Consider the following 24907-nt stretch of genomic DNA (forward strand, 5'->3'; position numbering starts at 1 on the left):
ACTATTTGCCTCTTTATTGAGTCGATCTGCACGAATTTCGAGACGTTGACTCCCGATCCGAGAAAAATGTAGATATCGATGCCGGTGGCGAATGCTATGTCGGCTCATCACGGCCGGGTTGTGTTTGTTCGATACTTCTACAACCGGCCGACCAGCTTGGGAGTTTCCCATGAGCTTTGGCCAAGATTTCGACTTCAGCTACGACTCGATCTACAATCACGTCCAGTCGGAGCTGTCGCACCTCGCGCAGTTCCTGCCGCCGGAGGTGACGGTCCCGACCTTCGACGATGTCGCCGAAGACGTCGCCTTCCTCGACGACCTGGATGCGATCGCGCGGGAGATCCCGCAGGTCGAGGTCCCGACCCCGTTCACCCTGCCGCATGACGGTACGTTCGATTTCGGGGGCGTCCAGCCGCACCGGGTCGAGCAGCACGGCCCCGACTTCTCGACCGTGACCGAGACCTGGAACTACGACACGTCGAGCCATACCGGCACCGGCTCGCAGGGCTGGTCGAATTCCGGCTCGTTCGCGGATGCCTTCCCGAAGCCCGTCTCCACCAAGACGGCCTGAAGTGACGGCGCCGGTCGCCCGCTCGCGGCGCGGCCGGCGTCCTGCCTACTTCTGCATCGCCTCGGCCTCGCACTGGGCGTAGGCCGAACTCGCCTTCACGTAGGCGTTGAGTTTCTGGAGATAGGCCTCGGCCAGGGGCCGGAACGCCTGGGCCTGGATGTTAAAGACCTTCACCGCATCGTTGTAGCTGTAGGCCTCCCAGCCGGGGCAGCCCTCCTTGGCGTCGAGGCAGGCGGGCTTCTGCGGCAAAGCCGGCTTGACGGGCCGCTCGCCGATCGCGGGCGGCGTGGGCACCGTGCAGGTCGTCGCGACCGGCGCGGGGGCCGCCTGGGCCGGCGGTGCGGGCGGCTTGGCCGGGGGCGCCGCCAGCGCCGCAGCGGGCCATAGGGCGCCCGCAAGGAGGAGAAGCAGGCCGCGCGTCATCCGGAACACTCCGCCATCGCCCCGCCGGGAGGGCGGGGGAGCCGGCGGGTTCTGCGATATCAGGCGCGCGGCGACAAGCGCGGCGCCGCGCCCCGGACGTCGGCGGCGGCCCGCGAGGTCCGCACCAGGGCCGTGACCGGCAGCGCGAGGCCCACCGCGAGCACCCACCACGCCGGCCGGATCGGGCCGGAGAAGTCGAGATTCGCCGCCAGGACGAGGCTCGCCGGCACGCCGCTGGCGAGCCCGTACCACGCCGCCTCCAGCCCTGCCGTCAGCAGGGCAGCGGCGATGGCGAGGAGCAGCAGCGCCCAGGGCCGCTCGGGCAGGCGGAACTTGCGCATGATCCGCCAGCCCATCAGCAGCAGGAACACGCCCGTCCAGAAGACCGGCGCGGAGACGTCGATCTTCGCCTGCAGGAAGTAGTGGACGAGGCCCAGCACGGTGATCGTGTAGACGAGCCGGTGCAGCCGGTGCCAGTTCGGGCCCATGTTGCGGATCGCGGCATCGGTCGAGGTGGCGCCAAGCGCGATTAGCCCGGCCAGGGCGACGAAGCCGATCGTCAGGTAGATCCGCAGGGCGATCTCCGAGACGACCTTCACGAGGTCGAAATTCTGGTCGGCGACGTAGAGGGCGAGGTGGGCCAGGGCGTAGGCCATGGTGGTCACGCCGAGCATCCGCCGCACAAGGATCAGCTTGGGCCAATCCGCGATGCGCCGCAGGGGCGTGATGGCGAGGCCCGCCAGCAGGAAGCGCACGGCCCATTCGCCGGTCCCGTGGATCAGCGCGGTGACGGGCTTCGCCCCGAGCGCGTCCAGCCGGTAGGCGATGGCGAGTTCGCAGGCCGGCGCGAGACAGGCGAGGAACAGGACGAGCTTCAGCCAGGAGAGCCGGCCCGCCCTGTCGAGCCAGGGCCAGATCCGGGGAGCCGGGCGGGGAGCCAGGGATGCGGTGCGCGTCATCGGGATCGGTTTCTGGGACACGGAGACGGTAACGGCGGGGCGGCCGTTCCGTCCCCTCGCGGGTCAGTTCGCCGCGCCGCCGCCCCCGGTTACGCCGCCGGCCGGTTGACGCGGGGAGAACACGGCCGACATTGGGCCGTCGCGAGAAAAGGACCATCGCCGCCATGCAGTACCGCCGTCTCGGCCGCTCCGGCCTCAAGGTCTCGCCGATCTGCCTCGGCACGATGATGTTCGGTGGCCCGACCGACGAGGCCGATGCCGGCCGGATCGTGTCCCATGCCCGCGAGACGGGGGTGAATTTCATCGACACGGCGAACGTCTACACCGAGGGGCGCTCCGAGGAGGTCACCGGCCGGCTCATCGCCGCCGACCGCCATGCCTGGGTGCTGGCGACCAAGGTCGCGACGCCGACCGGCAAGGGCCCGCAGGAGGGCGGCCTCTCCCGCGTGCACATCATGAAGGCGGTCGAGGACAGCCTGCGCCGGCTCGGCACCGACTTCATCGACATCTACTACCTGCACAAGGAAGATCACGGGACGCCGCTCTCCGAGACCGTGCGGGCGATGGCCGACCTCGTCCGGGCCGGCAAGATCCGCCATTTCGGTGTCTCGAACCACCGCGCGTGGCGCGTCGCGGAGATCTGCCGCCTGTGCGACGAGGCCGGCATCGACCGCCCGGTGGTGAGCCAGCCCTATTACAACGCCTTCAACCGGATGCCGGAGACCGAGCACCTGCCGGCCTGCGCCCATTACGGGCTCGGGGTGTTCCCCTATTCGCCCCTCGCGCGCGGCGTGCTCACCGGCAAGTACGATCCCGATGCCCCGCCGCCGCAGGAAACCCGCGCGGGCCGGGCCGACACGCGCATGATGCAGACCGAGTGGCGGCCGGAATCCCTGAGGATCGCCCGCCTGTTCCGCGACCACGCGCAGGCGCGGGGCATCACCGCCGGGCAGTTCGCCACGGCCTGGGTGCTCAACAACCGCCTCGTGACGGGGGTGATCGCCGGGCCGCGCACCTTCGCGCAATGGGAGGAATATGTCGGCGCCCTCGCCTACGCCTTCACGGCCGAGGACGAGGCGCTGGTGGACGCGCATGTGGCGGTGGGCCACCCCTCGACGCCCGGCTACAACGACCCGGCCTACCCGATCGAGGGGCGCCTGCCGCGGTCGGGCGAGGGCTGACGGCCGCTAGGACGCCTTGGCGATCGGCGCGCGGAGCGCCGGCAGGAGGCTCCGGCTCGCCTCCTCGAAGGTGGTGAGCCAGTCCTCGACCACGATCACCCGCTGGTCGGCGGCGTGGGCGCGCTCCTCCGCCCGCTGTACGCGGGCATCGGCACGGGCCTGGATCGCGTCGATCCGGGCCTCCGCCAGGGCCTGGATCTCGCGGGCCTTCGCCTCGGCCTGGGCCTGCGCCTGGGCGACGAGGCCCTTGTAGCGCTCGACATCGTCCAGGGCGCGCCTGAGATCGCCCGCCAGGACCTCGTAGGCGGCATTCCGCTCGCGCAGCCGCTCGTCCTGCACCTGCGCGGCGGCCCCGGCCGCCGAGATCGTCTCCACGAGCCCCGTCCAATCGGAGACGTGGTGCCGCTCCGCCTGCACCTCGATCATCGACGCGGGTCGCGACACCCGCGCCGGGTTCGAGGAGGCCTGCGGGGGCCGGAGGCGCCGCGGCGCCCGGACGATGGTGGCGGCGATGCGGGCGTCGAGCTGGTCCCAGAACCCTTCGTCTATCCCTGGCATGACGGTCCCCTGTCCCCTGCGGACCGTCACGCCACGGCGGCGCGGCCGATGCTGGAGCGGATCGCGGCAGCCTCGTCGGAACCCGGCGCGAACTCGGACTCGATCGCCTCGGCGATGCGGCGCAGCCAGCCCTCGGCGGTCTCGGCCCGCTCCTCGGCGACCCGGGCGCGGTCCTCGGCGGCCTTGATCAGGGCGTTGGCCTGGGCCTGGATCTCCCGCGTGCGCTGCTCGGCCGCCTGCACTTGGCTGCGGGCGGCCTGCATGTCGGCGCGCACTTGGTCAAGCAGTTCCTGGGTGCGGAACTCCTGCTCCTGGGCCCGGTCCTCGACGTCGCGGATGTAGCTCGCCGCATCGCGGACCCGGTCCAGCAGACCAGCCATCTTCTCCGAGTTCGGGAACCCGTCGAAGGTGCCCCGCTCGGGGGAGGACTTGCCGGCCGTGTTCAGCAGCAGGATCTTCTTGACCTGCTCGGCGTTCGCGAACTTCTTGCCCTTGTCCATCAGGGAGCTGACCGTGGGGTTCTGATCGTTGTTGTGGTCGTCCATCGGTCCCTGTCCCGTTTCGTCCCTGTTGCGGTAGTCCCCGGCACGGGCCGGGCACGGTGAGAGCGAGCGGCTCAGACGCCGGTATGGACGCCGGTCAGAAGGTTCTTGGCGGCGTTGTCGATGCGCTGCAACCACTTCTCGGCGGTCACGGCGCGCAGGTTGGCGGCGCGGGTCTTCTCCTCGGCGATCTTCACGCGGCCGTCGGCCTCGTTGCGGATCGAGCGGATCTGGGCCTCGGCGGCGAGCCGGATGTCCTGCACCTGGGCGTCGGCCTCGGCCTGGATCCGCTGGACGCGGGCATCGGCCTGAAGCTGCGTCTCGGCGGCCTGCTTTTCGAAGAGACGCAGGCGCTGGTGGACGTCGCGGAGTTCCTTCTGCAGGTCCTGCAGGGTCTCCTTGTACGACTTGGCCTGCTCCTTCACCCGCGAGCGCTGCTCGTCGGCGTAGCCGGCCATGCCGTTGATGATGTCGAGGGTGGCCGTCCAGTCGGACAGGTCCTCGCCGGAGGCCGGGTCCAGCTCGGCCGCCGCCGCATATTGCGCGGCGTACTGGGCCGAGGCCGCGATGGACGCCTGCGCCGTCGCCTGGGGCGCGACCGGGGCTGCCATCTGGGCCGTCACCTGCGGCCGGATCGCCTCCGCCGCCACCTCCACCGCGTCCTCGTCGCGAGACGCGGCCGGGTTATCGAGACTGGACTTCAACACAAGAATTTCGGCGCTCCTTTGATCAGGTATAGCGTCGAGCCCTTCCGCAAACTGGTTCAAGATTTGCGACCAGGGAGTGCGCGCAGTCACCGCCATGTTTCTGCCCTCCACACGAAAACTTAATCTAATCGTATGTGGACCATGGCCATGGTTAATGCGCAGTTAACATGCAGTTGCCGGGTAAGCCTTTTCTAATCTGTCCTGCCGCGGATTAACATGTGAGCGGCAGTTTTTGCCGGGTCGAGCGCATAGCTCAGTCGATCGCGCTGCGTTGCACTGTGCTGGACGATCCGCCCACGCCAGGCAGTATCGCAACCCCCGGTGGTTCAATCGCTTTAGGATCAGAAGCAAGCCGGAAGAAATACAACCCCGACTGGCATCGACGCCCCCGCGAAGACCCAATGGGCAGATTTTCACAAGGGCGAGGGGTGCCGGGGAATGCTTGCGCGGGGCGAAGAAGTCGCTCCCGCGTTCCGATGAATACTGGCCGGGGCGTGCGTTCGAAAACGCCCCGGCCGCGTTAAAAAATCACCGGGTCCGGTGGCCGGCGCCCTGCGCGCGGGTGGCGAGCCAGACGACATGACGCGCCCCGCGCCGGCCACCGGAGCGGGGGCGCACCTCGTACACCGCGAAGCCGCCGTTCTGCAAGCGCGCCTTGAACTTGCGGTCCGGCCCGCCCGACCACACGCCGAGCACGCCGTTCGGGCTCAGCGCCCACAGGGCGCGCTTCACCCCCCAGCTGTCGTAGAGGCGGTCGTTCTCCCGCCGGGTCAGGCCCTCGGGGCCGTTGTCGACGTCGAGGAGGATCGCGTCCCAGGCGCCCTCGCCGGACTGGATCAGGCGGTTCACGTCGGCCTCGTGCAGGGCGAGGCGGGGATCGTCGAGGCAGCCCTTGAACACGCCGGTCAGGGGGCCCTTCGCCCAGGCGATGACCTTGGGCACCAGTTCGGCGACCGCGACATGCGCGTCGGGGCCGAGATTCGCGAGCGCGGCGCGCAGGGTGAAGCCCATGCCGAGCCCGCCAATCAGCACGCGCGGGGCGCGCATCCCGGCCAGCCGTTCGCAGGCGAGGACGGCCAGCGCCTCCTCCGAGCCGCCGCGGAAGCTGTTCATCAGTTCGTTCGATCCGGCGAAGATCGAGAACTCATGGCCGCGCTGCATCAGCCGCAGGGGCGCCTCGCAGCCGGGGACGGGGCCGGTGTCGATCTCGATCCAGGGAAGCACGGGTCACTCTCACGCCGCGCGAAGGCGGCTCCGGGTCAGGCCGCGCGGCCTGCCTCACAGACGAGGTAGATGCTCGCGCAGAGGTCGGGATAGACCTGACCGAGCGCATAGCATCCATCGAGGTAGTCCTGCGAGACGATATCCGTCTCGAGCAGCGCGTCCCACTGGAAGTTCGCCAGCGCCTTGAAGAAGATCCCGGAGCGGTGGACGACGCGCAGGCCCGCCGCCACGGCGTCGCGCTCCAGGGTGTCGAGGGCGTAGGTGCGGCGGTGGCCGTGCTGGCGCTCGGCCTCGGTGACGGCGCTGTGGTGCGGGATCAAGCCCATCCGCACGGCGATCTGCCGGGAGGGCGCGTTGGCGTTCGGGCAGGCGACGAGGAGGCGCCCGCCCTCGGCGAGCCATTCGTCGTTCACCCGCCGCAGGACGCCGACCGGGTCGTCGAGATGTTCGAGGACATGGGTGAGCACCACCGTGTCGAAGCGACCGGGGAGGGCGGCCTCCTCGAAGGTGGCGTGGGTGATGGTCGCCGCGTCGCCGAGTCGGTCGCGCGCGGCCTCCACGGCCTCGCCGGAGGCCTCGACGCAGGTGATGTCGGAGAAGTGTGGTGTCAGCCGCTTGGTGAAGTCGCCCCGGAAGCTGCCGAGTTCGAGCAGCCGGCCCGGCCGGAAGAACGGCGTGAAGGCGCGCACCATGTAGCCGTGCATGACATCGAAATCGAAGTCGTAGGCGTAGCGGTGCCCCTGCACATCCTGCGCCTCACGGTCGAAATCGCGTGGTCCGGTCATGGTCCGTTTCCCTGATCCGGCGCCCCGTCACGGGACAAGCCGCGCCGCGCCGAAACCGAATCGCCCGAACGCATCGCCGTTGTAGAGGAGGTACGTGGCCCCGTCGCAGGTGAAGGCGTTCGGGTAGCATTGCATCGCCCCGTCCCATTCGCCCGCCACGCCCGGCAGGCCGAGCATGGCATCGTCCCGCGTCCAGGTGGCGAGGTCGTCGGACCACGCATGGCCGAGGCGGTAGCCCCGCGACGGATCGGTGCGGAAGCCGATCTGCTCGCGGTAGCAGAACACCATGTGGTGGCGCCCGTCCCGGTCGAAGACGGTGGGCAGCGCTTGGCACTCCGTGGGGCCGAGGCGGTCGGGTACGATCCGGCGCCCGTCCTCCTTCACCCAGGCGATCCCGTCCGCCGAGGTGGCGTGCCCGATCTTGTAGACCCGTTCGGCCTCCGCGCCGGGCGCTGGCCGGGTCCACTCGGTGCCGAAAATGTACCACATGTGGAACCGGCCGCCGATCACCCGCACGATCCCGTCGCCTACGAGGAAGGGCTCGTTCAGGGTGGCCGAGAGCACCGGCCCGGTCCCGTGCCGGGTGAAGGTGAGGCCGCCATCGGTGCTGATGGCGAGGCCGATTCCGGTCTCGACGGAGACCGAGACGCGGCGGCTCCATCCCGTCGTGTAGCCGAAGACCCGATCCCCATGAGCCAGCACGGTCATCGGGAAGATGCCGTGCTCATCGAAGGTGCCCAACCCGCCGGGCTCGATCACCGGGCTCTGGCTGACGCCGAGGACGGCCGAGAGATCGCGGGTGAAATCCGCGAAGGCGACGAGGCTGCGGTACTTCCCGTCCGGATCGCGGCTGCGGGTGGAGAAGTAGACCCGCACGCGGTCGTCCAGCACGAGGGCCTGCGGCCCCTGCGCGAATGCGCCGATGCCGAAGGGCAGCGGATGCGCCGTCAGGTCGAAGACGAGGCCGAGCCTGTCCCAGCGCATCGGCCTCACCCCATCGGCCCGTCGAGGACGGCGAGGCCGAAGCCACCGCGCCCGACATCGTTGCCGAGATAGGCGAGGTAGGTGCGCCCATCGACGGCGAAGACGTGCGGGTAGCTCACCATCTGCGCGTCCCACCCCTCCGCCGAGACGTCGAGGCCGGCGCGCTCGTCCGCGCGGGTCCATGTCACGAGGTCGTCGCTCCAGGCGTAGCCGATGCGGTAGCCGCGTTCATGGCCCCGGTAATCGGTGCTGTACCGGTAGCAGAAATGCATGTGGTAGCGCCCGCCCGCGAAGAAGACGTCGGGGCTCGCCTGCGCCTCGTCGGGCTCGATCCGGGGCGGGATCAGGTCACGGCCCGCCTTGGTCCAGGTCAGCCCGTCGGGCGAGGTCGCCATGCGGATGCGATAGACCGGCTCGGCCCGGCCACCATGCATCTTCCAACTCCGGCCGGCGATGTAGAACAGGTACCAGACGCCGCCGAAGATGCGGACCTTGGGGCCACTCATCACGAAGGGCTCGTCCGGGCCGTAGGGCAGGATCGGCCCCGGTCCCAGACGCTCGAAGCGGATGCCGCCGTCGCGGCTCACGGCGCAGCCGATGGCCGTGTTGAAGGGCACCGATTCGCAGCGCGTCCAGCCGGCGTAATAGGCCCGCACCTCGTCCCCGTGACGGATCACCGAAACGGGATAGACGCCGAACTCGTCGAAGGCGCCGGTCTGCCCCAGGGGCAGGATCGGTGCCTCGGCCACGGCGCGGATCGTGAACAGGTCGGCCCGGTCGAGATCGACATAGGCGCTGTGACTCACGTATTGCCCCGCCGCGTCGGCGGGCGGGCGGCAGGAAAAGTAGATCCGCACGACGTCGCCGCAGATCAGGGCGCTCGGCGCCTGCGCGAACTCCTTCAGCCAGGGCCTGTCGTGGACCGCCATGGGGTCGAAGACCCGTCCGAGCTTGCGCCAATGCGGCACGTCGTTCCCCCATCCCGCGATGGCGCAGACTACCCGCGCAGCCCTTGCGGCGGAAGGCGAATGCCCGTAAGTTACGCGCAACATTTCTGATGGCAGTCGCGAGGCTGCGGTTTGGAGTGGGCCCCCGGGCCCGCTCTTTTTTTTGGCCGCAACGTCGCCTCTGAAGCGGGCTCTTGCGCGAAACCTCCATGGCCGACATTCCCTCCGATCTCGCGGAACCGCGCCTCACCGGCGAGACCGGCGTGGGCGCCCAGGTGGCGCGCGTCATCGAAGGCCCGCTGCAGGGCCTCGGCTATCGGCTGGTGCGCGTGAAGGTCTCGGCCCAGAACGGCTGCACCGTGCAGATCATGCTGGAGCGGCCGGACGGGACCTGCACCATCGACGATTGCGAGGCGGCGAGCCGCGTCCTGTCGCCGATCCTCGACCTCGACGATCCGGTGGGCGGCGCCTACAACCTCGAAATGTCCTCGCCGGGCATCGACCGGCCGCTGGTGCGGGTCTCGGACTTCGCCCGCTGGGCGGGGCACGAGGCGAAGCTGGAACTGGCCGTGCCGCTGGACGGACGCAAGCGCTTCCGGGGCATCCTCGGCACGCCGGATGCCCAGGGCAAGACGGTGCCGGTCGACCTGCCCGACGTGAAGGAGGGCCTGCCGAGCCGCATCGCGGTGCCGCTGCGCGACCTTGCGGAGGCCCATCTCGTCCTCACCGACGAACTGGTGCGCGAATCCCTGCGCCGGGGCGGCCCGCCCGCCGACGAGATGGATGATGTCGAGGAGGAGGACGAGGCCCCGCCGCGTCCGGCTCCGCGCAAGGCCGCCTCACCGAAGGCCAAGTCGGGGGCCAAGTCGCCGGGCAAGGCGCCCGCCGGCAAGACGACCAAGTTTCCGGCCAGGAAGCCGGCCGCCGAGAAGTCCGCGCGGAGCGGGCCGAAGGGGCCGGTCATCACCAAGGCCGCCCGGCTCAAGGGCCAGGACGAACCGCTCTAGAATTCCCGTTTGAGAAGAAGGACCTGAACCCATGGCCGTCGTCAGCGCCAACAGGCTCGAACTCCTCCAGATCGCCGACGCGGTCGCCCGCGAGAAAGTGATCGACCGCAGCATCGTCATCGAGGCGATGGAGGAGGCGATCGCCAAGGCCGCCCGCTCCCGCTACGGCGCCGAGACGGACGTGCACGCCGAGATCGATTCGAAGAGCGGCGCGCTGCGCCTCTCCCGCCACCTGCTGGTGGTGGAGCAGGTCGAGAACGACGCCCGCGAGATCACGCTGGATCAGGCCCGCCGCTTCAACCCCGGCGCGCTGGTGGGCGATGTCATCTCCGACACCCTGCCGCCCTTCGATTTCGGCCGCGTCGCCGCCCAGTCGGCCAAGCAGGTCATCGTCCAGAAGGTCCGCGACGCCGAGCGCGCCCGGATGTTCGACGAGTACAAGGACCGCATCGGCGAGATCCTGAACGGCGTCGTGAAGCGCGTCGAGTACGGCAACGTCATCGTGGATCTCGGCCGTGGCGAGGGCATCGTCCGCCGCGACGAGATGATCCCGCGCGAGACCTTCCGCCCCGGCGACCGCATCCGCTCGTACCTGTTTGACGTGCGCTCGGAAGTGCGCGGGCCGCAGATCTTCCTGTCGCGCTCGCACCCGCAATTCATGGCCAAGCTGTTCGGCCAGGAAGTGCCGGAAATCTACGACGGCATCGTCGAGGTGAAGGCGGTGGCCCGCGATCCGGGCTCCCGCGCCAAGATCGCCGTAATCTCCCGCGACGGGTCCATCGACCCGGTCGGCGCCTGCGTCGGCATGCGCGGCTCCCGCGTCCAGGCGGTGGTGGCCGAGCTGCAGGGCGAGAAGATCGACATCATCCCGTGGTCGGAGGATCAGGCGACCTTCATCGTCAACGCCCTCCAGCCCGCCGAGGTGGTGAAGGTGGTGCTCGACGAGGAGGCCGACCGCATCGAGGTGGTGGTGCCGGATGACCAGCTCTCGCTCGCCATCGGCCGTCGCGGCCAGAACGTGCGCCTCGCCTCGCAGCTCACCGGCTGGGACATCGACATCCTGACCGAGGCCGAGGAATCGGAGCGCCGCCAGAAGGAGTTCGCCGAGCGGACCCAGACCTTCATGGAAGCCCTCGACGTGGACGAGACCGTCGGCCAGCTGCTGGCGGCGGAAGGCTTCCGCTCGGTGGAGGAGATCGCCTTCGTCGAGACCGGGGAGCTGTCGAACATCCAGGGCCTCGATGAGGAGACCGGCGCCGAGATCCAGGCTCGTGCCCAGGATCACCTCGCCCGGATCGAGCAGGAGTACGATGATCGCCGCCGTGAACTCGGCGTCTCGGACGACCTGCGCGAGCTCGAGGGCATCACCACGCCGATGATGGTGGCGCTCGGCGAGAACGACGTGAAGTCGGTCGAGGATCTGGCGGGCTGCGCCACGGACGACCTCGTGGGCTACACCGAGGGCCGTGGGCCGGAGGCCGTGCGCCACGCGGGCTTCCTCGACGGGTTCGAGGTGTCGCGGGCCGAGGCCGAGGCGCTGATCATGGCCGCCCGCGTCCATGCGGGCTGGATCGAGGCTCCGGCCGAATCGGAGGAGCAGGCCGACGGTGAGGCCGAGGGCGAGGACGCCGAGGGCGAGGCCGAGCCGGCCGAGCAGCAGGCCTGAGCGAGGGGGCCGGGCGCCGCAGCATGAGCGAGGCCGTGGACGACACGACGGAGGCCGGGATCGAGGATGCCCTCGATTCGGGCCCCGACCACGCGGGCCCCGGCCGCCGTGCGCGCACGCGCACCTGCATCGTCACGCGGGTGGCCCAGGCCCCCGACGCGATGATCCGCTTCGTGCGCGGCCCGGACGGGACCGTCGTGCCGGACCTGCGGGGCAAGCTGCCCGGCCGGGGCGCCTGGATCAGCGCCCGGCGCGAGGTCGTGGCGACGGCGGTGAAGAAAAACCTGTTCTCACGGGCGTTTAAGGGGCCGACCACGGTCGGGGCCGATCTCCCCGACCGACTCGGCGAGGCCTTGCGCGCCGAGTTGCGGCAGGCAATTGCGATGGCCAACAAGGCGGGCAGCATCGTCGCCGGCTTCGGCAAGGTCGAATCGGCCATCGGGGCGGATCCCGGCGTCGCGGCGGTGATTCACGCCGCCGAAGCCAGTCCGGACGGGCGCAGGAAGATCGCTGCGGCCTTGATGCGAAGGCATGGACAAGCCATATCGGGTATCCCGATCGTCGATGACTTGTCCGAAGACGAATTGGACATGGCTTTGGGTCGGGATCATGTGATACACGCTGCGCTCGTCGCAGGAGCCGGAGCTGCCGGCTGCCTGTCGCGTTGGCGTCGGCTACGCTCGTTCGAGGGCGCCGCCACGGCGACCGAGGAGCCCGAGACTGCCTGACACGGCGGGATCGTACGAGCCCCACGAGACGATACGAGATTGACTGCGCAGCCGGCGCCACCGGGGCGCAGTCCACGGCACGAATGGAAACCCCCAGGGTTCTGACTGGATGAGTGATACGAACAACCCGGGCGACAAGACTGCGGAGCGGGGCCCCCGCAAGCCGCTTTCCTTGAAGCGTCCGATCGAACAGGGCGTGGTGCGTCAGAGCTTCTCCCATGGCCGCACGAAGCAGGTCATGGTCGAGACTGTGAAGCGCCGCGTCGGTGCCCCGGCGAACCCGGCTCCGACAACGCCCGCACCGCGTCCCGCCGCCAATGCCCGCCCCGCCGGGGCGGCACCGGCCGGATCGCAGCGTCCGCCGCAGCGTCCCGCTGCCGGTGGCGTCGTCCTCCGCACCCTGAGCGAACAGGAAAGTGCGGCCCGCGCCGCCGCCCTGGCCGACGCCCAGCGTCGCGAGGCGGATGCCCGCCGCAAGGCCGAGGAGGATGCCGCTGCCCAGCGCGCCGCCGCCGAGGCCGAGGCCCGCCGTCAGCGCGAGGAGGCGGAAGCCCGCCGCCGCGCCGAGGAGGAGGCCGCCCGTGCCGCCGCCGAGGCGAAGGCCGCCGAGGAGGCTGCCCGCAAGGCTGCCGCCGAGGCTCAGGCTGCCGCCGCCGCGCAAGCCGCCGCCGCGACCCCGGCTCCGGCCGCTCCCGCGCCTTCCGCTCCGGCCCCCGCTGCCCCGGCGCCCGCCGCGTCCGCTCCGGCCGCCGCCAGCCCGGCTCCCGCTCAGGCGGCCGTCCAGGCTCCGGCCCCCGCCGCTCCCCAGACGCCGGCCCCGGCTGCCGTCCAGGCTCCGGTCTCCGCGCCGCGTCAGCTGGCCGCTCCGGCGCGCCAGCCGTCGGCCGCGCGTCCGGCCGGTGCCGGCCGTCCCGCCGCTGCGGCGGGTCAGGCTCCGCGTCCGTCCGCCCCGCCGGCTCCGCGCCCGGCGTCGAACGAGCCGCGCAAGATCCTCACGGCCGACAACCGCAAGCCGCGTGACCTGAACTTCATGGCCCGCCCGGCGCCCGCGCCGGAGCCCGAGAAGTCGGCCACGCCCACCACGGCGGCCCGTCCGGCCGGTGCTACGGCGGCCCGCCCGGCCGCCGGTCGCGGCGCGCAGACCAACGAGGACGAGTCGGAGACGAAGCGGGTCATCCGCCGTCCCGGCATGCCGCTTAAGATCATCACCCCGCCCAAGACCCCCAAGGGTCCGGGCGGCGACCGCAACCGCGGCCGTCTGACGATCGCCAACGCCACCGCTGGTGAGGACGAGCGTACGCGCTCCGTCGCCTCGTTCCGCCGCCGCCAGCAGCGGATGAGCGGCCGTGGCCAGGTGGAGCAGAAGGAAAAGCTGTCCCGCGAGGTGACGATCCCCGAGACGATCACCATCCAGGAGCTCGCCAACCGCATGTCGGAGCGGGCGGTGGATGTGATCCGCATGCTGATGAAGCAGGGCCAGATCCACAAGATCACCGACGTGATCGATTCGGACTCCGCCCAGCTCATCGCCGAGGAGATGGGCCACACGGTCCGCCGCGTCGCCGAGTCGGACGTCGAAGAGGGTCTGTCCTCGGACGAGCCGGATCTGGAGGAGGATCTCGATCCCCGTCCGCCGGTCGTCACGATCATGGGCCACGTCGATCACGGCAAGACCTCGCTGCTCGACGCGATCCGCAAGGCCAACGTCGCCGACGACGAGGCCGGCGGCATCACGCAGCATATCGGCGCCTATCAGGTGGCGTCGCCCTCCGGCGACCTCATCACCTTCATCGACACCCCCGGCCACGCGGCCTTCACCTCCATGCGCGCCCGTGGCGCCAAGGTGACGGACATCGTGGTGATCGTGGTGGCGGCCGATGACGGCGTCATGCCCCAGACCATCGAGGCGATTCAGCACGCGAAGGCGGCGAACGTCCCGATGATCATCGCGATCAACAAGATCGACAAGCCGGACGCGAACCCGCAGCGGGTCCGCACCGAGCTGCTGCAGCACGACATCCAGGTCGAGTCCATGGGTGGCGAGACCCTGGAATTCGAGGTGTCGGCCAAGACCGGCGACGGTCTGCCCGACCTCCTCGAGGGTCTGCAGCTCCAGGCCGAGATCATGAACCTCCGCGCCAACGAGAAGCGCGATGGCGAGGGCACCGTGATCGAGGCGCAGCTGGATCGCGGCCGTGGTCCCGTGGCCACCGTGCTCGTGCAGCGCGGCACGCTCTTCACCGGCGACATCGTCGTGGCCGGTGCCGAGTGGGGTAAGGTCCGCGCCCTCATCGACGACCTCGGCGAGAACGTTCAGTACGCCGGCCCGTCGGTGCCGGTGGAGGTTCTGGGCTTCAACGGCACGCCCGATGCCGGTGACCGCGTGATCGTGGTCCCGACCGAGGCCCGTGCCCGCGAAGTCACCGAGTACCGCGCCCGCATCAAGCGCGAGCGCATCGCGGCCCGCACCGGCGGTGCCAACCGCTCGCTCGTCGACATGATGCGCGAGGCCAAGGAAGGCTCGCTCCGCAAGGAACTGCCCGTCCTCATCAAGGGCGACGTGCAGGGCTCGGTCGAGGCCATCGTGGGTGCCCTGGAGAAGCTTGGCAACGACGAGGTCGCGGCCCGCATCCTGCTCTCGGGCGTCGGCGGCATCACCGAGTCGGACATCACCCTGGCCCAGGCCTCCAAGGCGGTGGTGATCGGCTTCAACGTCCGCGCCCACAAGGAGGCCCGCGAGGCCGCCGAGCGCGCGGGTGTCGATATCCGCTACTACAACATCATCTACGACCTCGTGGACGACATTAAAGCCACGCTGTCGGGGATGCTCCCGCCGACGCTCCGCGAGGAGCGCCTGGGCGAGGCGACGATCCTGCAGGTCTTCGAGGTGTCGAAGGTCGGCAAGGTCGCCGGTTGCCGCGTCACCGACGGTGTCGTGGAGCGCGGCGCCCATGTCCGCCTCGTGCGCGACAGCGTCGTCATCCACGAAGGCAAGCTCAAGACCCTCAAGCGTCTCAAGGACGACGCGAAGGAGGTCACGAGCGGCCAGGAATGCGGCATGGCCTTCGAGAACTTCGAGAACATGCGCGCAGGCGACGAGATCGAGTGCTACCGGGTCGAAGAGATCCGCCGCACGCTCTGATCGTCCGGACGAACCGTCCGGACCGGGCGGCCGCGGCACATGCCGCGGCCGTCTTTTCTTTTTCGAGGAGGCAGGGCCCCCCTCACGGCGGGGCCTTAGCTCACGGACATGGCACAGAAACCCACACCGACAGGCCCTACCCAGCGCCAGCAGCGCGTCGCGGAGCTCATCCGCCATGCGCTCGCCGAGGTGCTGCAGCGGGGCGACATCCAGGATCCCGTGCTCGGCTCGCATGTCGTGACGGTGCCGGAGGTGCGGATGTCTCCGGACCTGAAGCTGGCGACGGCCTACATCATGCCGCTCGGCGGGCAGGATGAGGCCCCGGTCATCGCGGCCCTGGAGCGGAACCAGAAGGTCCTGCGCCAGGAGGTGGCCCGGCGGGTGAACCTGAAATTCGCGCCGGAGCTGCGTTTTCGCCGCGACGAGACCTTCGACGAGGCCGCGCGGATCGACCGCCTGCTCCGCGACGACCGGGTTCGGCGCGATCTCGACGAAACGGATCACGAGTCGGATCATTGATCCGGGAGTGACGCAGGGCGCCGCCCTGCACCCGCAAAAGGACCAAGTCCTTTTGAAACCTTGTTTTTCACGTTCCAGGGCACAGAGGGACATGACGGTTTCCACCGACGATCACGCTCCGGCGCAGCCGGTCGCCGGCCTGCCGGGCGAAGCCCGCAGCCACGACGGGCGCCGCCCTCAGCAGCGCGGTCCCCGGCCCGATCGCCCGAAGCGTAAGGACGTGTCGGGCTGGGTGATCCTCGACAAGCATGTCGGCATGACCTCGACCCACGCCGTCGCCGTGGTGAAGCGCGCCTTCAACGCGAAGAAGGCGGGCCATGCCGGCACCCTCGATCCCCTGGCCTCCGGCATCCTGCCGATCGCGCTGGGCGAGGCGACCAAGACCGTCCCGTTCGTGATGGATGGCCGCAAGGCCTACCGCTTCACCGTCTCCTGGGGCGTCGAGACCGATACCGACGACGCCGAGGGCCGTCCCGTCGCCACCAGCGAGGCGCGGCCGGAGCGGGCGGCGGTGGAGGCGGCTTTACCGGCCTTCGTCGGCGCCATCGAGCAGGTGCCGCCGCGCTATTCGGCCATCAAGATCCAGGGCGAGCGCGCCTACGACCTCGCCCGTGACGGCGAGACCGTGGAACTCGTCGCCCGGCCGGTGCAGATCGACCGCCTGGAGGTGGTCGGCCACGAGAACGGCCAGACAATCATCGAGGCCGAATGCGGCAAGGGCACCTATGTCCGCGCGCTCGCCCGCGATCTCGGCCGGATGCTCGGCTGCTTCGGCCACGTCGCCGCCCTGCGCCGCACCCGCGTCGGACCCTTCGCCGAGGCGGAATCCTGCGCCGTGGCGACCCTGACCGACCAGGGGCCGGAGGCGGCTTTGGCCCATCTGCGCCCGGTCGAGACCGCCCTCGACGCCATCCCCGGCATCGCCGTCTCCCGCGACATGGGCCTGCGCCTGATGCGCGGCCAGCCGGTGATCCTGCGCGGGCGCGATGCCCCGGTCTCCGGCAAGGCCTTCGCGACCTGCTCCGGCATCCTCGTGGCCGTGGGCGACGTGGAGCGCGGCGAGCTCGTGCCGCACCGCGTCTTCCACCTCGGCGGGACGGCCCCCGGCCGCGCCTGAGGCGCGTCGGCGCACCCGGAACGCGGGGCGATTCAGCCCTGTTGGCTCCCCGTTGCGACAAGCGGGGCCTGGATGCGCGAACGGGAATGCGACGTGGCGGTGATCGGGGCGGGAACCGCCGGTCTCGCCGCGTATCGGGCGGCGCGCGCCAAGGGGGCCCGCGCCATCCTCATCGAACGGGGCCCCGGCGGCACCACCTGCGCCCGCGTGGGCTGCATGCCCTCCAAGCTCCTCATCGCGGCCGCCGAGGCCGCCCATGGCGCGCGCGGCACCGATCTGTTCGGCATCCGTGTCGAATCGGTGCGCGTCGATGGCCCGGCCGTCCTCACCCGCCTGCGCCGGGAGCGCGACCGCTTCGTCGGCTTGGTGCTCGACGGCGTCGCGGAGATCCCCGAGGACGACCGCATGGCCGGGCAGGCCTGCTTCCTCGACGGCCGTACCCTCGTGATCGACGGAGAGACGCGCCTGCGCTTCGGCGCTGCCGTCATCGCGACGGGGTCGAGCCCGGCCGTGCCGAAGCCCCTGAGGGAACTGGGCGACCGGCTGTTCACCACCGACACGATCTTCGAGATTGCGGACCTTCCGCCCTCCCTCGCGGTGCTCGGCCTCGGCGCGGTAGGCGTCGAACTCGCCCAGGCGATGGCGCGCCTTGGCGTGCGGGTGACGGCCCTCGATTCAGGCGACACCATCGCCGGGCTGACCGAGCCCGGCCTCGTGGCCGAGGCGGCCAGGATCTTCTCCGACGAGTTCACGCTCCATCTCGGGGCGCGGGTCGAGGGGGCGGAGCGCGTCGGCGACCTCGTCCGCCTCGATTGGACCGACAAGAACGGCGCACGCCAATCGACCGAGGTGAGCCACGTGCTCTCGGCGGCGGGGCGGCCCCCGAACGTGTCCGATCTCGGTCTCGACAGGACGGGCCTGTCCCTGGACGAGGACGGGATGCCCGCCTTCGACACGCGCAGCCTCGTCTGCGAGGGCGCACCCATCCTTATCGCCGGGGATGCCAATGCGTGGCGTCCGATCCTGCACGAGGCGAGCCGCCAGGGGCACATCGCGGGCGAGAACGCCGCCGCCCTCGTCGCCGGCTGCCCGGTCGAGGCCCCCGAGACTTGGCCCGCTCTGGCGATGGTGTTCACCCACCCCCAGGCCGCCAGCGTGGGCGCCCCCTTCGACCCCGAGGCAGAGGATCGGATCGTGGCGCGGATGAGCTTCGCCGATCAGGGCCGAGCCCGCACGGAGGGCGTGAACCGGGGCGGCGCGTGCCTCTGGGCCGCGCCGGATGGTCGCCTGCTGGGCGGGGAGCTTCTGGGCCCGGCGGTGGAGCACCTGTCCCAGATCCTGTCGAACGCCCTGCGCGACACCTTGACCGTCCATGCCATGATGGACCGGCCCGTTTACCATCCGACTGTCGAAGAAGGGCTCAATACGTTATTGTCCGAAATGATACAAAGGATCGAGGATGCTCGAAGGGGGTGAGGGACTTCGCAGCATCGCGGGTACAACACGGGACGTGCAAGCATTGCACTTCGCGGATAGCCCCGGCATACCGTCTCCGATGATCCGGTCTCGTGCCTGATGCCGCCGAGCGAGCCTCCCCTGGAGAGCCGCGAGGGCGGTGCCGACCTCGATACCCTCGCCCCCGACGAGCTCGACCGCCTGGATGCAGGCGTGATCGCCCTCGACGGCGCGGGGACCATCGTCGCGTTCAGTGAAGGCGCGAGCGCGCTGCTCAAGCTTCCTCGGGACGCAGTGCTCGGGCGCGATTACTTCCGGGACGTGATGCCGGCCGCCAACGTGCCGGCGTTCCGTGGCCGCTTCCTCGCCGGGGCCCGGCGCGGGGACTTGGACGAGCAGTTCGAATACGTGTTCGGCCGCCTGCCGCAGCCCCTGCGGGCGCAGGTGCAGATGAAGCACGGCCGGTACGACGGTGCGCCGGTCACGTGGCTGCGCATCGACCCCCTGGAGAGCCTCGGCTACGGCGCCTCGCGGGATGCGGTGGTCTCCGCCATCGGGCGCCGGGTCCGCGCCGAGCCGGTCGATCCGAGCCTGTGCGAGCGCGAGCCGATCCACATTCCGGGCTCGATCCAGCCCAACGCCGTCCTCTTCGCCGCCGACGCGGCGACCCTCCTCGTCACCGCCTTCTCCACCAACGTCACGGAGGTGGTGGACCCGGCCGAGCCGCCGCTGCTCGGCCGCCCCCTCGGTGACGTCCTGCCGCCCGCCTTCATCGAGGCGGTGAAGGCGCGGCTGGCGAGCGGGACCCTGGACGAGGGCCGCTCGCTCCGGCGGCGGGTGCGGTTCCCGGATCGCTCGGAGGCGAATTACCTCGCCGTGGCCCATGTCCATGCCGAACGCCTGATCGTCGAGATCGAGCGCGAGCCCGACCTCGCGGACGATTTCCGGCTGGCGAGCCAGACCGACACCGAACTCGCCGTGGCCCGGCTGCGCGCCGCCGAGACCCTGGCCGGTGCGGCCCGCGTCGCCGCGCTGGAGATCCGCGCGCTCACCGGCTTCGAGGCCGTGCTGGTCTACCGCTTCGATTCGGATTGGAACGGCGAGGCCGTCGCCGAGGACAAGACGCCGAAATGGTCGCGCAGCCTCCTCGGCCTGCGCTTCCCGGCCTCCGACATCCCGGCCCAGGCCCGCGCCCTCTACACCAAGGCCAAGAGCCGCTTCGTGATCGACCGCGACAGCGTGCCGGTGGCGCTCGTCGGCGCGCCGGGGGGCGCCAACGCGCCCATCGACCTCACCTTCGCGCAGCACCGCTCCCTGTCGCCGATCCATCTGGAATATCAGCGCAACCTCGGCGTGAACGGCTCCATGTCGATCTCGATCATGGTGGACGGGCGCCTGTGGGGGCTGATGATCGGCCATCACCGCCGGCCGCATTACGTGCCGCCGGAGACCCGCGCGGCGGCGACCGTGCTGACCGACGCCTTCGCCATGCGGGTGCAGGAGATCGAGTCCCGCCGCCTTTGGGCCGAGCGGCAGGCGCATCTCGACGTCGAGGGACGGCTGGTCCGCAGCCTCACCCGCTCGGACGATTTCGTCGCCGCCCTCACCGGAGGCGTCACGACGCTGCTGCACCTGTTCGAATCCACCGGAGCGGGCATCGTCACGGGGGACCGGGCGACGCTGATCGGCCGCGCGCCCCCGGAAGAGGCGGTGGTGCAGATCGCTGCGTGGCTGCGCGAAACCTTGCCCGAGGGCGAGACCCGGTTCGAGAGCAGCCAGTTCACTACGGTCTACAGCGAGGCCGCGCCCTATCGCGAGGTGGCGAGCGGCCTGCTCGCGGCCTTCGTGGACGATTCCCGCGAGACGCTGCTGGTGTGGTTCCGGCCGGAGATGCCGAGCACGGTCACCTGGGGCGGCGACCCGCGCAAGCCGGTGCTCGCCGGCAGCGGCTCGGTGGCAGTCCTGCCTCGGCGCTCCTTCGAGCGCTGGGTCGAGGAGCGCACCGGCCACGCCAACCCCTGGGCGGAATGGCAATCGAACCTCGCCACCTCCCTCGCGGAGGCGGTGGAGGGCGTGGTGCTGCGCCAGCGCCGGAAGATCGACGAGCTGACCGGGCTCCTCGCGGAGAAGGAGCGCCTTCTCGCGCAGAAGGACCTGCTGACCCGGGAGATCGACCACCGGGTGAAGAACTCCCTGCAGATCGTCTCGGCCTTCCTGCAGATGCAGCGGCGGCAGATCGCCGACGCGGCGGCCCGCCAAGCCTTCGCCGAGACCTCGGCGCGGGTGATGAGCGTCGCCCGCGTGCACGACAGCCTCTATCAGGCCGAACGGGTGGACGAGGTCGATCTTGGCGTCACCATCGAGAGCCTGTGCAAGGACCTCGCCGGGCTCGCCGGGGACGGGCATTCCGTCGATCTCACCGTCGAGCGCGGGATGATGGTGCCCTACCGCAAGGCGGTGGCGCTCTCGCTCATCGCCACCGAACTCGTGACCAACGCGTTCAAATACGCCACCACGGCCACGGGGGGCGGGCGGGTCGAGGTGACGGTCTCGTCCTCGGACACCGAGGGCGGCGTGCAGCTCAAGGTCTGCGACGACGGCGCCGGCCTGCCCGACGACTGGGCTGAGCCGAAGGGCAGTGCGCAGGGCTCCGGCCTCGGCATGAAGCTGATCCGGGCGATGCTCGACCAGATCAATGCGCGCCTCGACGTCGTGAACAACCCCGGCGCCTGCTTCACCATCACCGCCTGACCATGTCCGACTCCACGCTCCACCTGAGGCTGAGGACGGCCACGGCCTCGGCGCACGAGGCGCTGGAACGCGACCTCGGCTGGGAGGCGCGCGTCGCCACGCTGACGGGCTACCGCGATCTCCTCGGCCGCCTGCACGGTTTCCACGCCACCTGGGAGCCGGCCATCGGCACGGCGCTGGGCGATGGGGCGTTCTTCGATGACCGCCGCCGCGTCGTGGCGCTGACAGATGATCTCGCCTTCCTCGGACTGACGGGACGGGAGATCGGTGCGCTGCCGCAGGCCCGGCCCATCGTGCTTGCGGGGCCCGCCCAGGCGATGGGCGCGCTCTACGTGCTCGAAGGCTCGACGCTGGGCGGACGGGTGATCGGCCGGCACATCGCGGCGGCGCATGGCCTCGGCGGGGAAGGGCTCGCCTATTATTCCGGCCACGGCCCCCGGACCGGGGCCATGTGGTCGGCCTTCCGCGCCCGCCTCGATGCGTTCGACGGCGAGGGCGAGACGGTGGTGGCGGCGGCGAACGCGACGTTCGACGCCATGCGCCTGTGGCTGAACCCGGCCTAGGCCCCGTCGCCCTCGGCCAGCAACCCGTCCACGAAGGCCGCGAGGCCGGTGCGCCGGGTGCGCTTCAGCCGCTCGGCGGCGAGGATGCCCTGTAGGGATTTGAAGGCCGCCTGCAGGTCATCGTTGACGATGACGTAATCGTACTCGCTCCACCGCTGGATCTCGGTGCGGGCGTTGGCGAGGCGGCGCTCGATGGTCTCGGCGGAATCCTCGGCCCGGCGCTCCAGGCGGTGGCGCAACTCGGCCATGCTCGGCGGCAGGATGAACACGCTCACCACGTCGCCGGAGAGCTTGCTGCGCACCTGACGGGTGCCCTGGTAGTCGATGTCGAAGATCATGTCCCGGCCGGAGCCGAGCACCTTCTCCACCGGCCGCCGGGGCGTGCCGTAGAAGTTGCCGTGGACCTCGGCCGATTCGAGCAGGTCGTCCCGGGCGCGCAGGTCCTCGAAGGCCTCCCGCTCGATGAAGTGGTAGTGCTGCCCATCGATCTCGGACGGGCGCCGCGCGCGGGTCGTCACCGAGATGGACAGTTCGAGCGCCCAGCTCGAATCCCCGGCGATGGCGCGGGTCAGCGTCGTCTTGCCCGCGCCCGAAGGCGAGGACAGGATGAGGATCAGGCCCCGCCGCGCAATTCTCGTCTCGTCGATCACGGGTCAGCCCGGCTCCGGTTTGGGTGAGGCGTCACGGTAGCCCGCGCACCTATTCGATATTCTGAACCTGCTCGCGGAATTGTTCGACCACGGCCTTCAGGTCGAGGCCGATCCGCGACAGGCCGATTTCCCCGGCCTTGGCGCAGAGGGTGTTCGCCTCGCGGCCGAATTCCTGGGCCAGGAAATCGAGCCGGCGGCCGATGGGCCCTCCGGCGGCGAGCAGGTCGCGGGCGGCGGCGCCGTGGGCGCGCAGGCGGTCCAGTTCCTCGCGCACGTCGGCCTTGGCGGCGAGCAGCACCGCCTCCTGGTGCAGGCGCTCGGGGTCGAGGCCGGTGTTCGACAGGGCCTCCACCGTCGCGTTCAGCCGCGCCCGCACCGCCTCGGCGTGGCGGGAGGGCTCGTCCTCGGCGGCCTGGGTGAGGGCGGCGATGCGCGCGACCTGACCGGAGACCACCTCTTCCAGTTGCCGCCCCTCGGCCCGGCGGGCCTCCACGAGGTCGGCGACCAGCCGCACCACCCCCTCGGTGAGGTCGCGGTTCAGCGAATCGGTGTCGGAGGACGCTTCCTCCTCGGCCTCTACCACGCCCCGGATACCGAGCAGGCCGTCCATCGTGGCGGGGGCGACGCCCTCGGGCCGGGGCACCCGCGCCACCGCCTGGGCGAGGCTCGCGAGCAGGGTCTCGTTGATGCGCACCTTCGGCGCGCCTTCGCTGCGCGTGAGGTTCAGCGAGAGCTGGATCTGTCCCCGCGAGAGGGTCTTCTGAAGGGCGGTGCGGGCGGTCTCGCCCACGGCTTCGAAGCCGGTCGGCACCCGGACCCGCACGTCGAGCCCGCGCCCGTTCACGCTGCGGACCTCCCAGGCCCATTGCACCGCGCCCGTCGTGCCGGCGGCGCGGGCGAATCCCGTCATGCTCGCGATCTGGGCCATGGGCGGTGCCGTCGTCCGGAGGGACGGCGGCTGTAGCACGGATTCCGGCGGGGGAAAGAGGGCCCGACCCTACCGCTTCGGCTTCTGCTTCAGGCTCGGCGGATCGGCGAGCACCGGGATGCTCTTGGGCGAGCCGAGATCGTAGGTCTTGTTCTTGAGCGGGTCGAGGCGGGTGCCCTCGGAGGCGTCGAAGGCGCGCGAGCGGGCCTCCGGCGAGGCCGGGTCGAGGAGCGCCGCGTTGGTGCCGGCGGTCGGTGCCGCGCCCGACGTGTCGGAGGTGGCCGGCGGGTCGGCCTTGTCCACCGCGTCCGGCGGGGATTGGCGGCTCTTCTCCACGGCGCGCCACCGGGCGACGTTGCGCTGGTGCGCGTCCAGGCTCTCGGCGAAGGCGTGGCCGCCGGTCCCATCCGCCACGAAGAAGAGGTCGCGGGTGCGCGACGGATTGGCGGCGGCTTCGAGGGCGGCCTTGCCGGGGTTGGCGATGGGCCCCGGCGGCAGGCCTTCGATCACGTAGGTGTTGTAGGGCGTCGCCCGGTCGATCTCGGAGCGAAGGATGCCCCGCCCGAGGGTGCCGCGCCCGCCGACGAGGCCGTAGACGATGGTCGGATCGGATTGCAGCTTCATCCGCCGGTTCAGGCGGTTCGCAAAGACGGCGGCGACGCGCGGGCGCTCGTCGGCGCGGCCGGTCTCCTTCTCCACGATGGAGGCGAGGGTGACGAGTTCGGCCGGGGTCTTCACCGGCACGTCGGCGCTGCGGCGCTGCCAGATCTGGTTCAGCACCTCGCGCTGCTTCGCCTTCATCAGGTTGACGATCTGCTGGCGGGTGGCGCCCCGCTCGAACTTGTAGGTGTCCGGCAGGAGGGAGCCCTCCGGCGGGACCTCGCCGATTTCGCCCGAGAGCACGTCGTTCTCGTTGAGGCGGGCGACGATCTGCTCCGAGGTCAGCCCCTCGGGGAAAGTGATGGCGTGCTGGACCTGCCGGCCGGTGGCCAGGGTGTCCAGGGTCTCGCCGATGCTGGCATGGGCCTTGAACAGGTACTCGCCGGCCCGGAGCGGTGGGCGCCCGCTGAAGCGTGCGGCGAACTCGAACAGGCCGGTGTGCTGGATCACGCCCTCCTTCGCGAGGGTTTCGGCGATCTCGGTCGTGCCGCTGCTCCGCGGGATCACGACGACCTTGTCGGCCGCCAGCGGTCCCGGCTCCTGCACGTTGCGCTGGTAGATCGTGAGCGTGACCATCGCCGCGAGGGCGGCGGCGACCGCGAAGGTCAGGAGCCCGCTGACGAGGCCGATGAAGCTGCCGCGCTCGCGCTCGGGGCGCTCCGGCGGCGGGGGGGCGGCGATGGGCTTGATCGCCTCGCTGGGAGAGCGCGGCGACAGGCGCTGGGGCAACGGCGTCTCATCGTCGTGCCCGTCGTGATCGTGGCCGCGATCGACCACCTCCTGTCCCTCACCGGGCTTTGTCTTGGAACGGCGAAAGAACATCGGGATCCTCGGCGGTCC

General features: G+C 70.6%; 23 protein-coding genes. 11 read left to right on the top strand and 12 right to left on the bottom strand.

The window, feature by feature from the left end:
- Positions 1-169: 169 nt before the first annotated feature.
- Positions 170-571 carry a hypothetical protein gene (locus AAHF99_RS18825; protein WP_342166024.1) on the top strand — a complete coding sequence of 134 codons (402 nt, stop codon included), beginning with the start codon at positions 170-172 and terminating at the stop codon, positions 569-571.
- A 45-nt stretch (positions 572-616) separates the two neighbouring features.
- On the opposite strand, the gene AAHF99_RS18830 is transcribed toward AAHF99_RS18825, so the two are convergent.
- Positions 617-994: a hypothetical protein gene (locus AAHF99_RS18830; protein WP_342166025.1), complete on the bottom strand. Its 378-nt coding sequence runs from the start codon at positions 992-994 to the stop codon at positions 617-619.
- Positions 995-1053: 59 nt separating this feature from the next.
- Positions 1054-1953: a protein-methionine-sulfoxide reductase heme-binding subunit MsrQ gene (locus AAHF99_RS18835; RefSeq protein ID WP_342166026.1), complete on the bottom strand. Its 900-nt coding sequence runs from the start codon at positions 1951-1953 to the stop codon at positions 1054-1056.
- Between the two features lie 164 nt (positions 1954-2117).
- On the opposite strand from AAHF99_RS18835, the gene AAHF99_RS18840 reads away from it, so the two are divergent.
- Complete coding sequence (locus AAHF99_RS18840) at positions 2118-3134, top strand: aldo/keto reductase (protein WP_342166027.1); 1017 nt, start codon at positions 2118-2120, stop codon at positions 3132-3134.
- Positions 3135-3140: 6 nt separating this feature from the next.
- Here AAHF99_RS18840 and AAHF99_RS18845 read toward each other — a convergent pair whose 3' ends face one another.
- From AAHF99_RS18845 to AAHF99_RS18875, 7 genes are all read right to left on the bottom strand, one after another.
- Entirely contained in the window at positions 3141-3692 is a 552-nt protein-coding gene (locus AAHF99_RS18845; protein ID WP_342166028.1) for a hypothetical protein, read from the bottom strand.
- Between the two features lie 26 nt (positions 3693-3718).
- Positions 3719-4237, bottom strand: coding sequence for a hypothetical protein (locus AAHF99_RS18850; RefSeq protein ID WP_243953650.1), 519 nt, complete (start codon positions 4235-4237; stop codon positions 3719-3721).
- A gap of 71 nt (positions 4238-4308) precedes the next feature.
- A complete protein-coding gene (locus AAHF99_RS18855; RefSeq protein WP_342166029.1) occupies positions 4309-4941 on the bottom strand; it encodes an SPFH domain-containing protein in 633 nt (210 codons plus the stop codon).
- Between the two features lie 528 nt (positions 4942-5469).
- The gene (locus AAHF99_RS18860; RefSeq protein WP_342166030.1) at positions 5470-6165 is read right to left on the bottom strand and encodes a spermidine synthase; all 696 of its coding nucleotides are present in this window, start codon (positions 6163-6165) and stop codon (positions 5470-5472) included.
- Between the two features lie 35 nt (positions 6166-6200).
- A complete protein-coding gene (locus AAHF99_RS18865) occupies positions 6201-6950 on the bottom strand; it encodes a class I SAM-dependent methyltransferase (RefSeq protein ID WP_342166031.1) in 750 nt (249 codons plus the stop codon).
- 27 nt (positions 6951-6977) lie between these two features.
- Complete coding sequence (locus AAHF99_RS18870; protein ID WP_342166032.1) at positions 6978-7934, bottom strand: glycoside hydrolase family protein; 957 nt, start codon at positions 7932-7934, stop codon at positions 6978-6980.
- Between the two features lie 5 nt (positions 7935-7939).
- Positions 7940-8902: a glycoside hydrolase family protein gene (locus tag AAHF99_RS18875; RefSeq protein ID WP_342166033.1), complete on the bottom strand. Its 963-nt coding sequence runs from the start codon at positions 8900-8902 to the stop codon at positions 7940-7942.
- Between the two features lie 188 nt (positions 8903-9090).
- On the opposite strand from AAHF99_RS18875, the gene rimP reads away from it, so the two are divergent.
- The 9 genes from rimP (at position 9091) to AAHF99_RS18920 (ending at position 21829) form a co-directional block, all read left to right on the top strand.
- Complete coding sequence (gene rimP / locus AAHF99_RS18880; protein WP_342166034.1) at positions 9091-9888, top strand: ribosome maturation factor RimP; 798 nt, start codon at positions 9091-9093, stop codon at positions 9886-9888.
- A 31-nt stretch (positions 9889-9919) separates the two neighbouring features.
- Positions 9920-11554, top strand: coding sequence for a transcription termination factor NusA (nusA, locus tag AAHF99_RS18885; protein WP_342166035.1), 1635 nt, complete (start codon positions 9920-9922; stop codon positions 11552-11554).
- A 23-nt stretch (positions 11555-11577) separates the two neighbouring features.
- Complete coding sequence (locus AAHF99_RS18890) at positions 11578-12282, top strand: RNA-binding protein (protein ID WP_342166036.1); 705 nt, start codon at positions 11578-11580, stop codon at positions 12280-12282.
- Between the two features lie 109 nt (positions 12283-12391).
- On the top strand, positions 12392-15424 hold the full coding sequence (gene infB / locus AAHF99_RS18895; protein ID WP_342166037.1) for a translation initiation factor IF-2: 3033 nt from the start codon (positions 12392-12394) through the stop codon (positions 15422-15424).
- 108 nt (positions 15425-15532) lie between these two features.
- Positions 15533-15943 (top strand): 30S ribosome-binding factor RbfA, encoded by a 411-nt coding sequence (gene rbfA / locus AAHF99_RS18900; RefSeq protein WP_342166038.1) that lies wholly within the window; start codon positions 15533-15535, stop codon positions 15941-15943.
- A 91-nt stretch (positions 15944-16034) separates the two neighbouring features.
- The gene (truB, locus tag AAHF99_RS18905) at positions 16035-17060 is read left to right on the top strand and encodes a tRNA pseudouridine(55) synthase TruB (RefSeq protein WP_342166039.1); all 1026 of its coding nucleotides are present in this window, start codon (positions 16035-16037) and stop codon (positions 17058-17060) included.
- Between the two features lie 72 nt (positions 17061-17132).
- The gene (locus AAHF99_RS18910) at positions 17133-18536 is read left to right on the top strand and encodes a dihydrolipoyl dehydrogenase (protein WP_342166040.1); all 1404 of its coding nucleotides are present in this window, start codon (positions 17133-17135) and stop codon (positions 18534-18536) included.
- Positions 18537-18635: 99 nt separating this feature from the next.
- The gene (locus AAHF99_RS18915) at positions 18636-21266 is read left to right on the top strand and encodes a histidine kinase dimerization/phosphoacceptor domain -containing protein (protein ID WP_342166041.1); all 2631 of its coding nucleotides are present in this window, start codon (positions 18636-18638) and stop codon (positions 21264-21266) included.
- 2 nt (positions 21267-21268) lie between these two features.
- Entirely contained in the window at positions 21269-21829 is a 561-nt protein-coding gene (locus tag AAHF99_RS18920) for a biliverdin-producing heme oxygenase (RefSeq protein ID WP_342166042.1), read from the top strand.
- Here the strand turns inward: AAHF99_RS18920 and gmk are convergent.
- The 3 genes from gmk to mltG all read right to left on the bottom strand — a co-directional run bounded on the left by gmk (position 21826) and on the right by mltG (position 24889).
- Positions 21826-22479 (bottom strand): guanylate kinase, encoded by a 654-nt coding sequence (gene gmk / locus AAHF99_RS18925; protein ID WP_409564646.1) that lies wholly within the window; start codon positions 22477-22479, stop codon positions 21826-21828. The two genes, AAHF99_RS18920 and gmk, sit on opposite strands and share 4 nt — an antisense overlap.
- Positions 22480-22528: 49 nt before the next feature.
- On the bottom strand, positions 22529-23407 hold the full coding sequence (locus AAHF99_RS18930; RefSeq protein WP_342166043.1) for a YicC/YloC family endoribonuclease: 879 nt from the start codon (positions 23405-23407) through the stop codon (positions 22529-22531).
- Between the two features lie 69 nt (positions 23408-23476).
- A complete protein-coding gene (mltG, locus tag AAHF99_RS18935; RefSeq protein WP_342166044.1) occupies positions 23477-24889 on the bottom strand; it encodes an endolytic transglycosylase MltG in 1413 nt (470 codons plus the stop codon).
- Between the last annotated feature and the right edge of the window lie 18 nt (positions 24890-24907).

The sequence above is a fragment of the Methylobacterium litchii genome (assembly GCF_038442315.1).
In the GTDB taxonomy this organism is placed as follows: domain Bacteria; phylum Pseudomonadota; class Alphaproteobacteria; order Rhizobiales; family Beijerinckiaceae; genus Methylobacterium; species Methylobacterium litchii.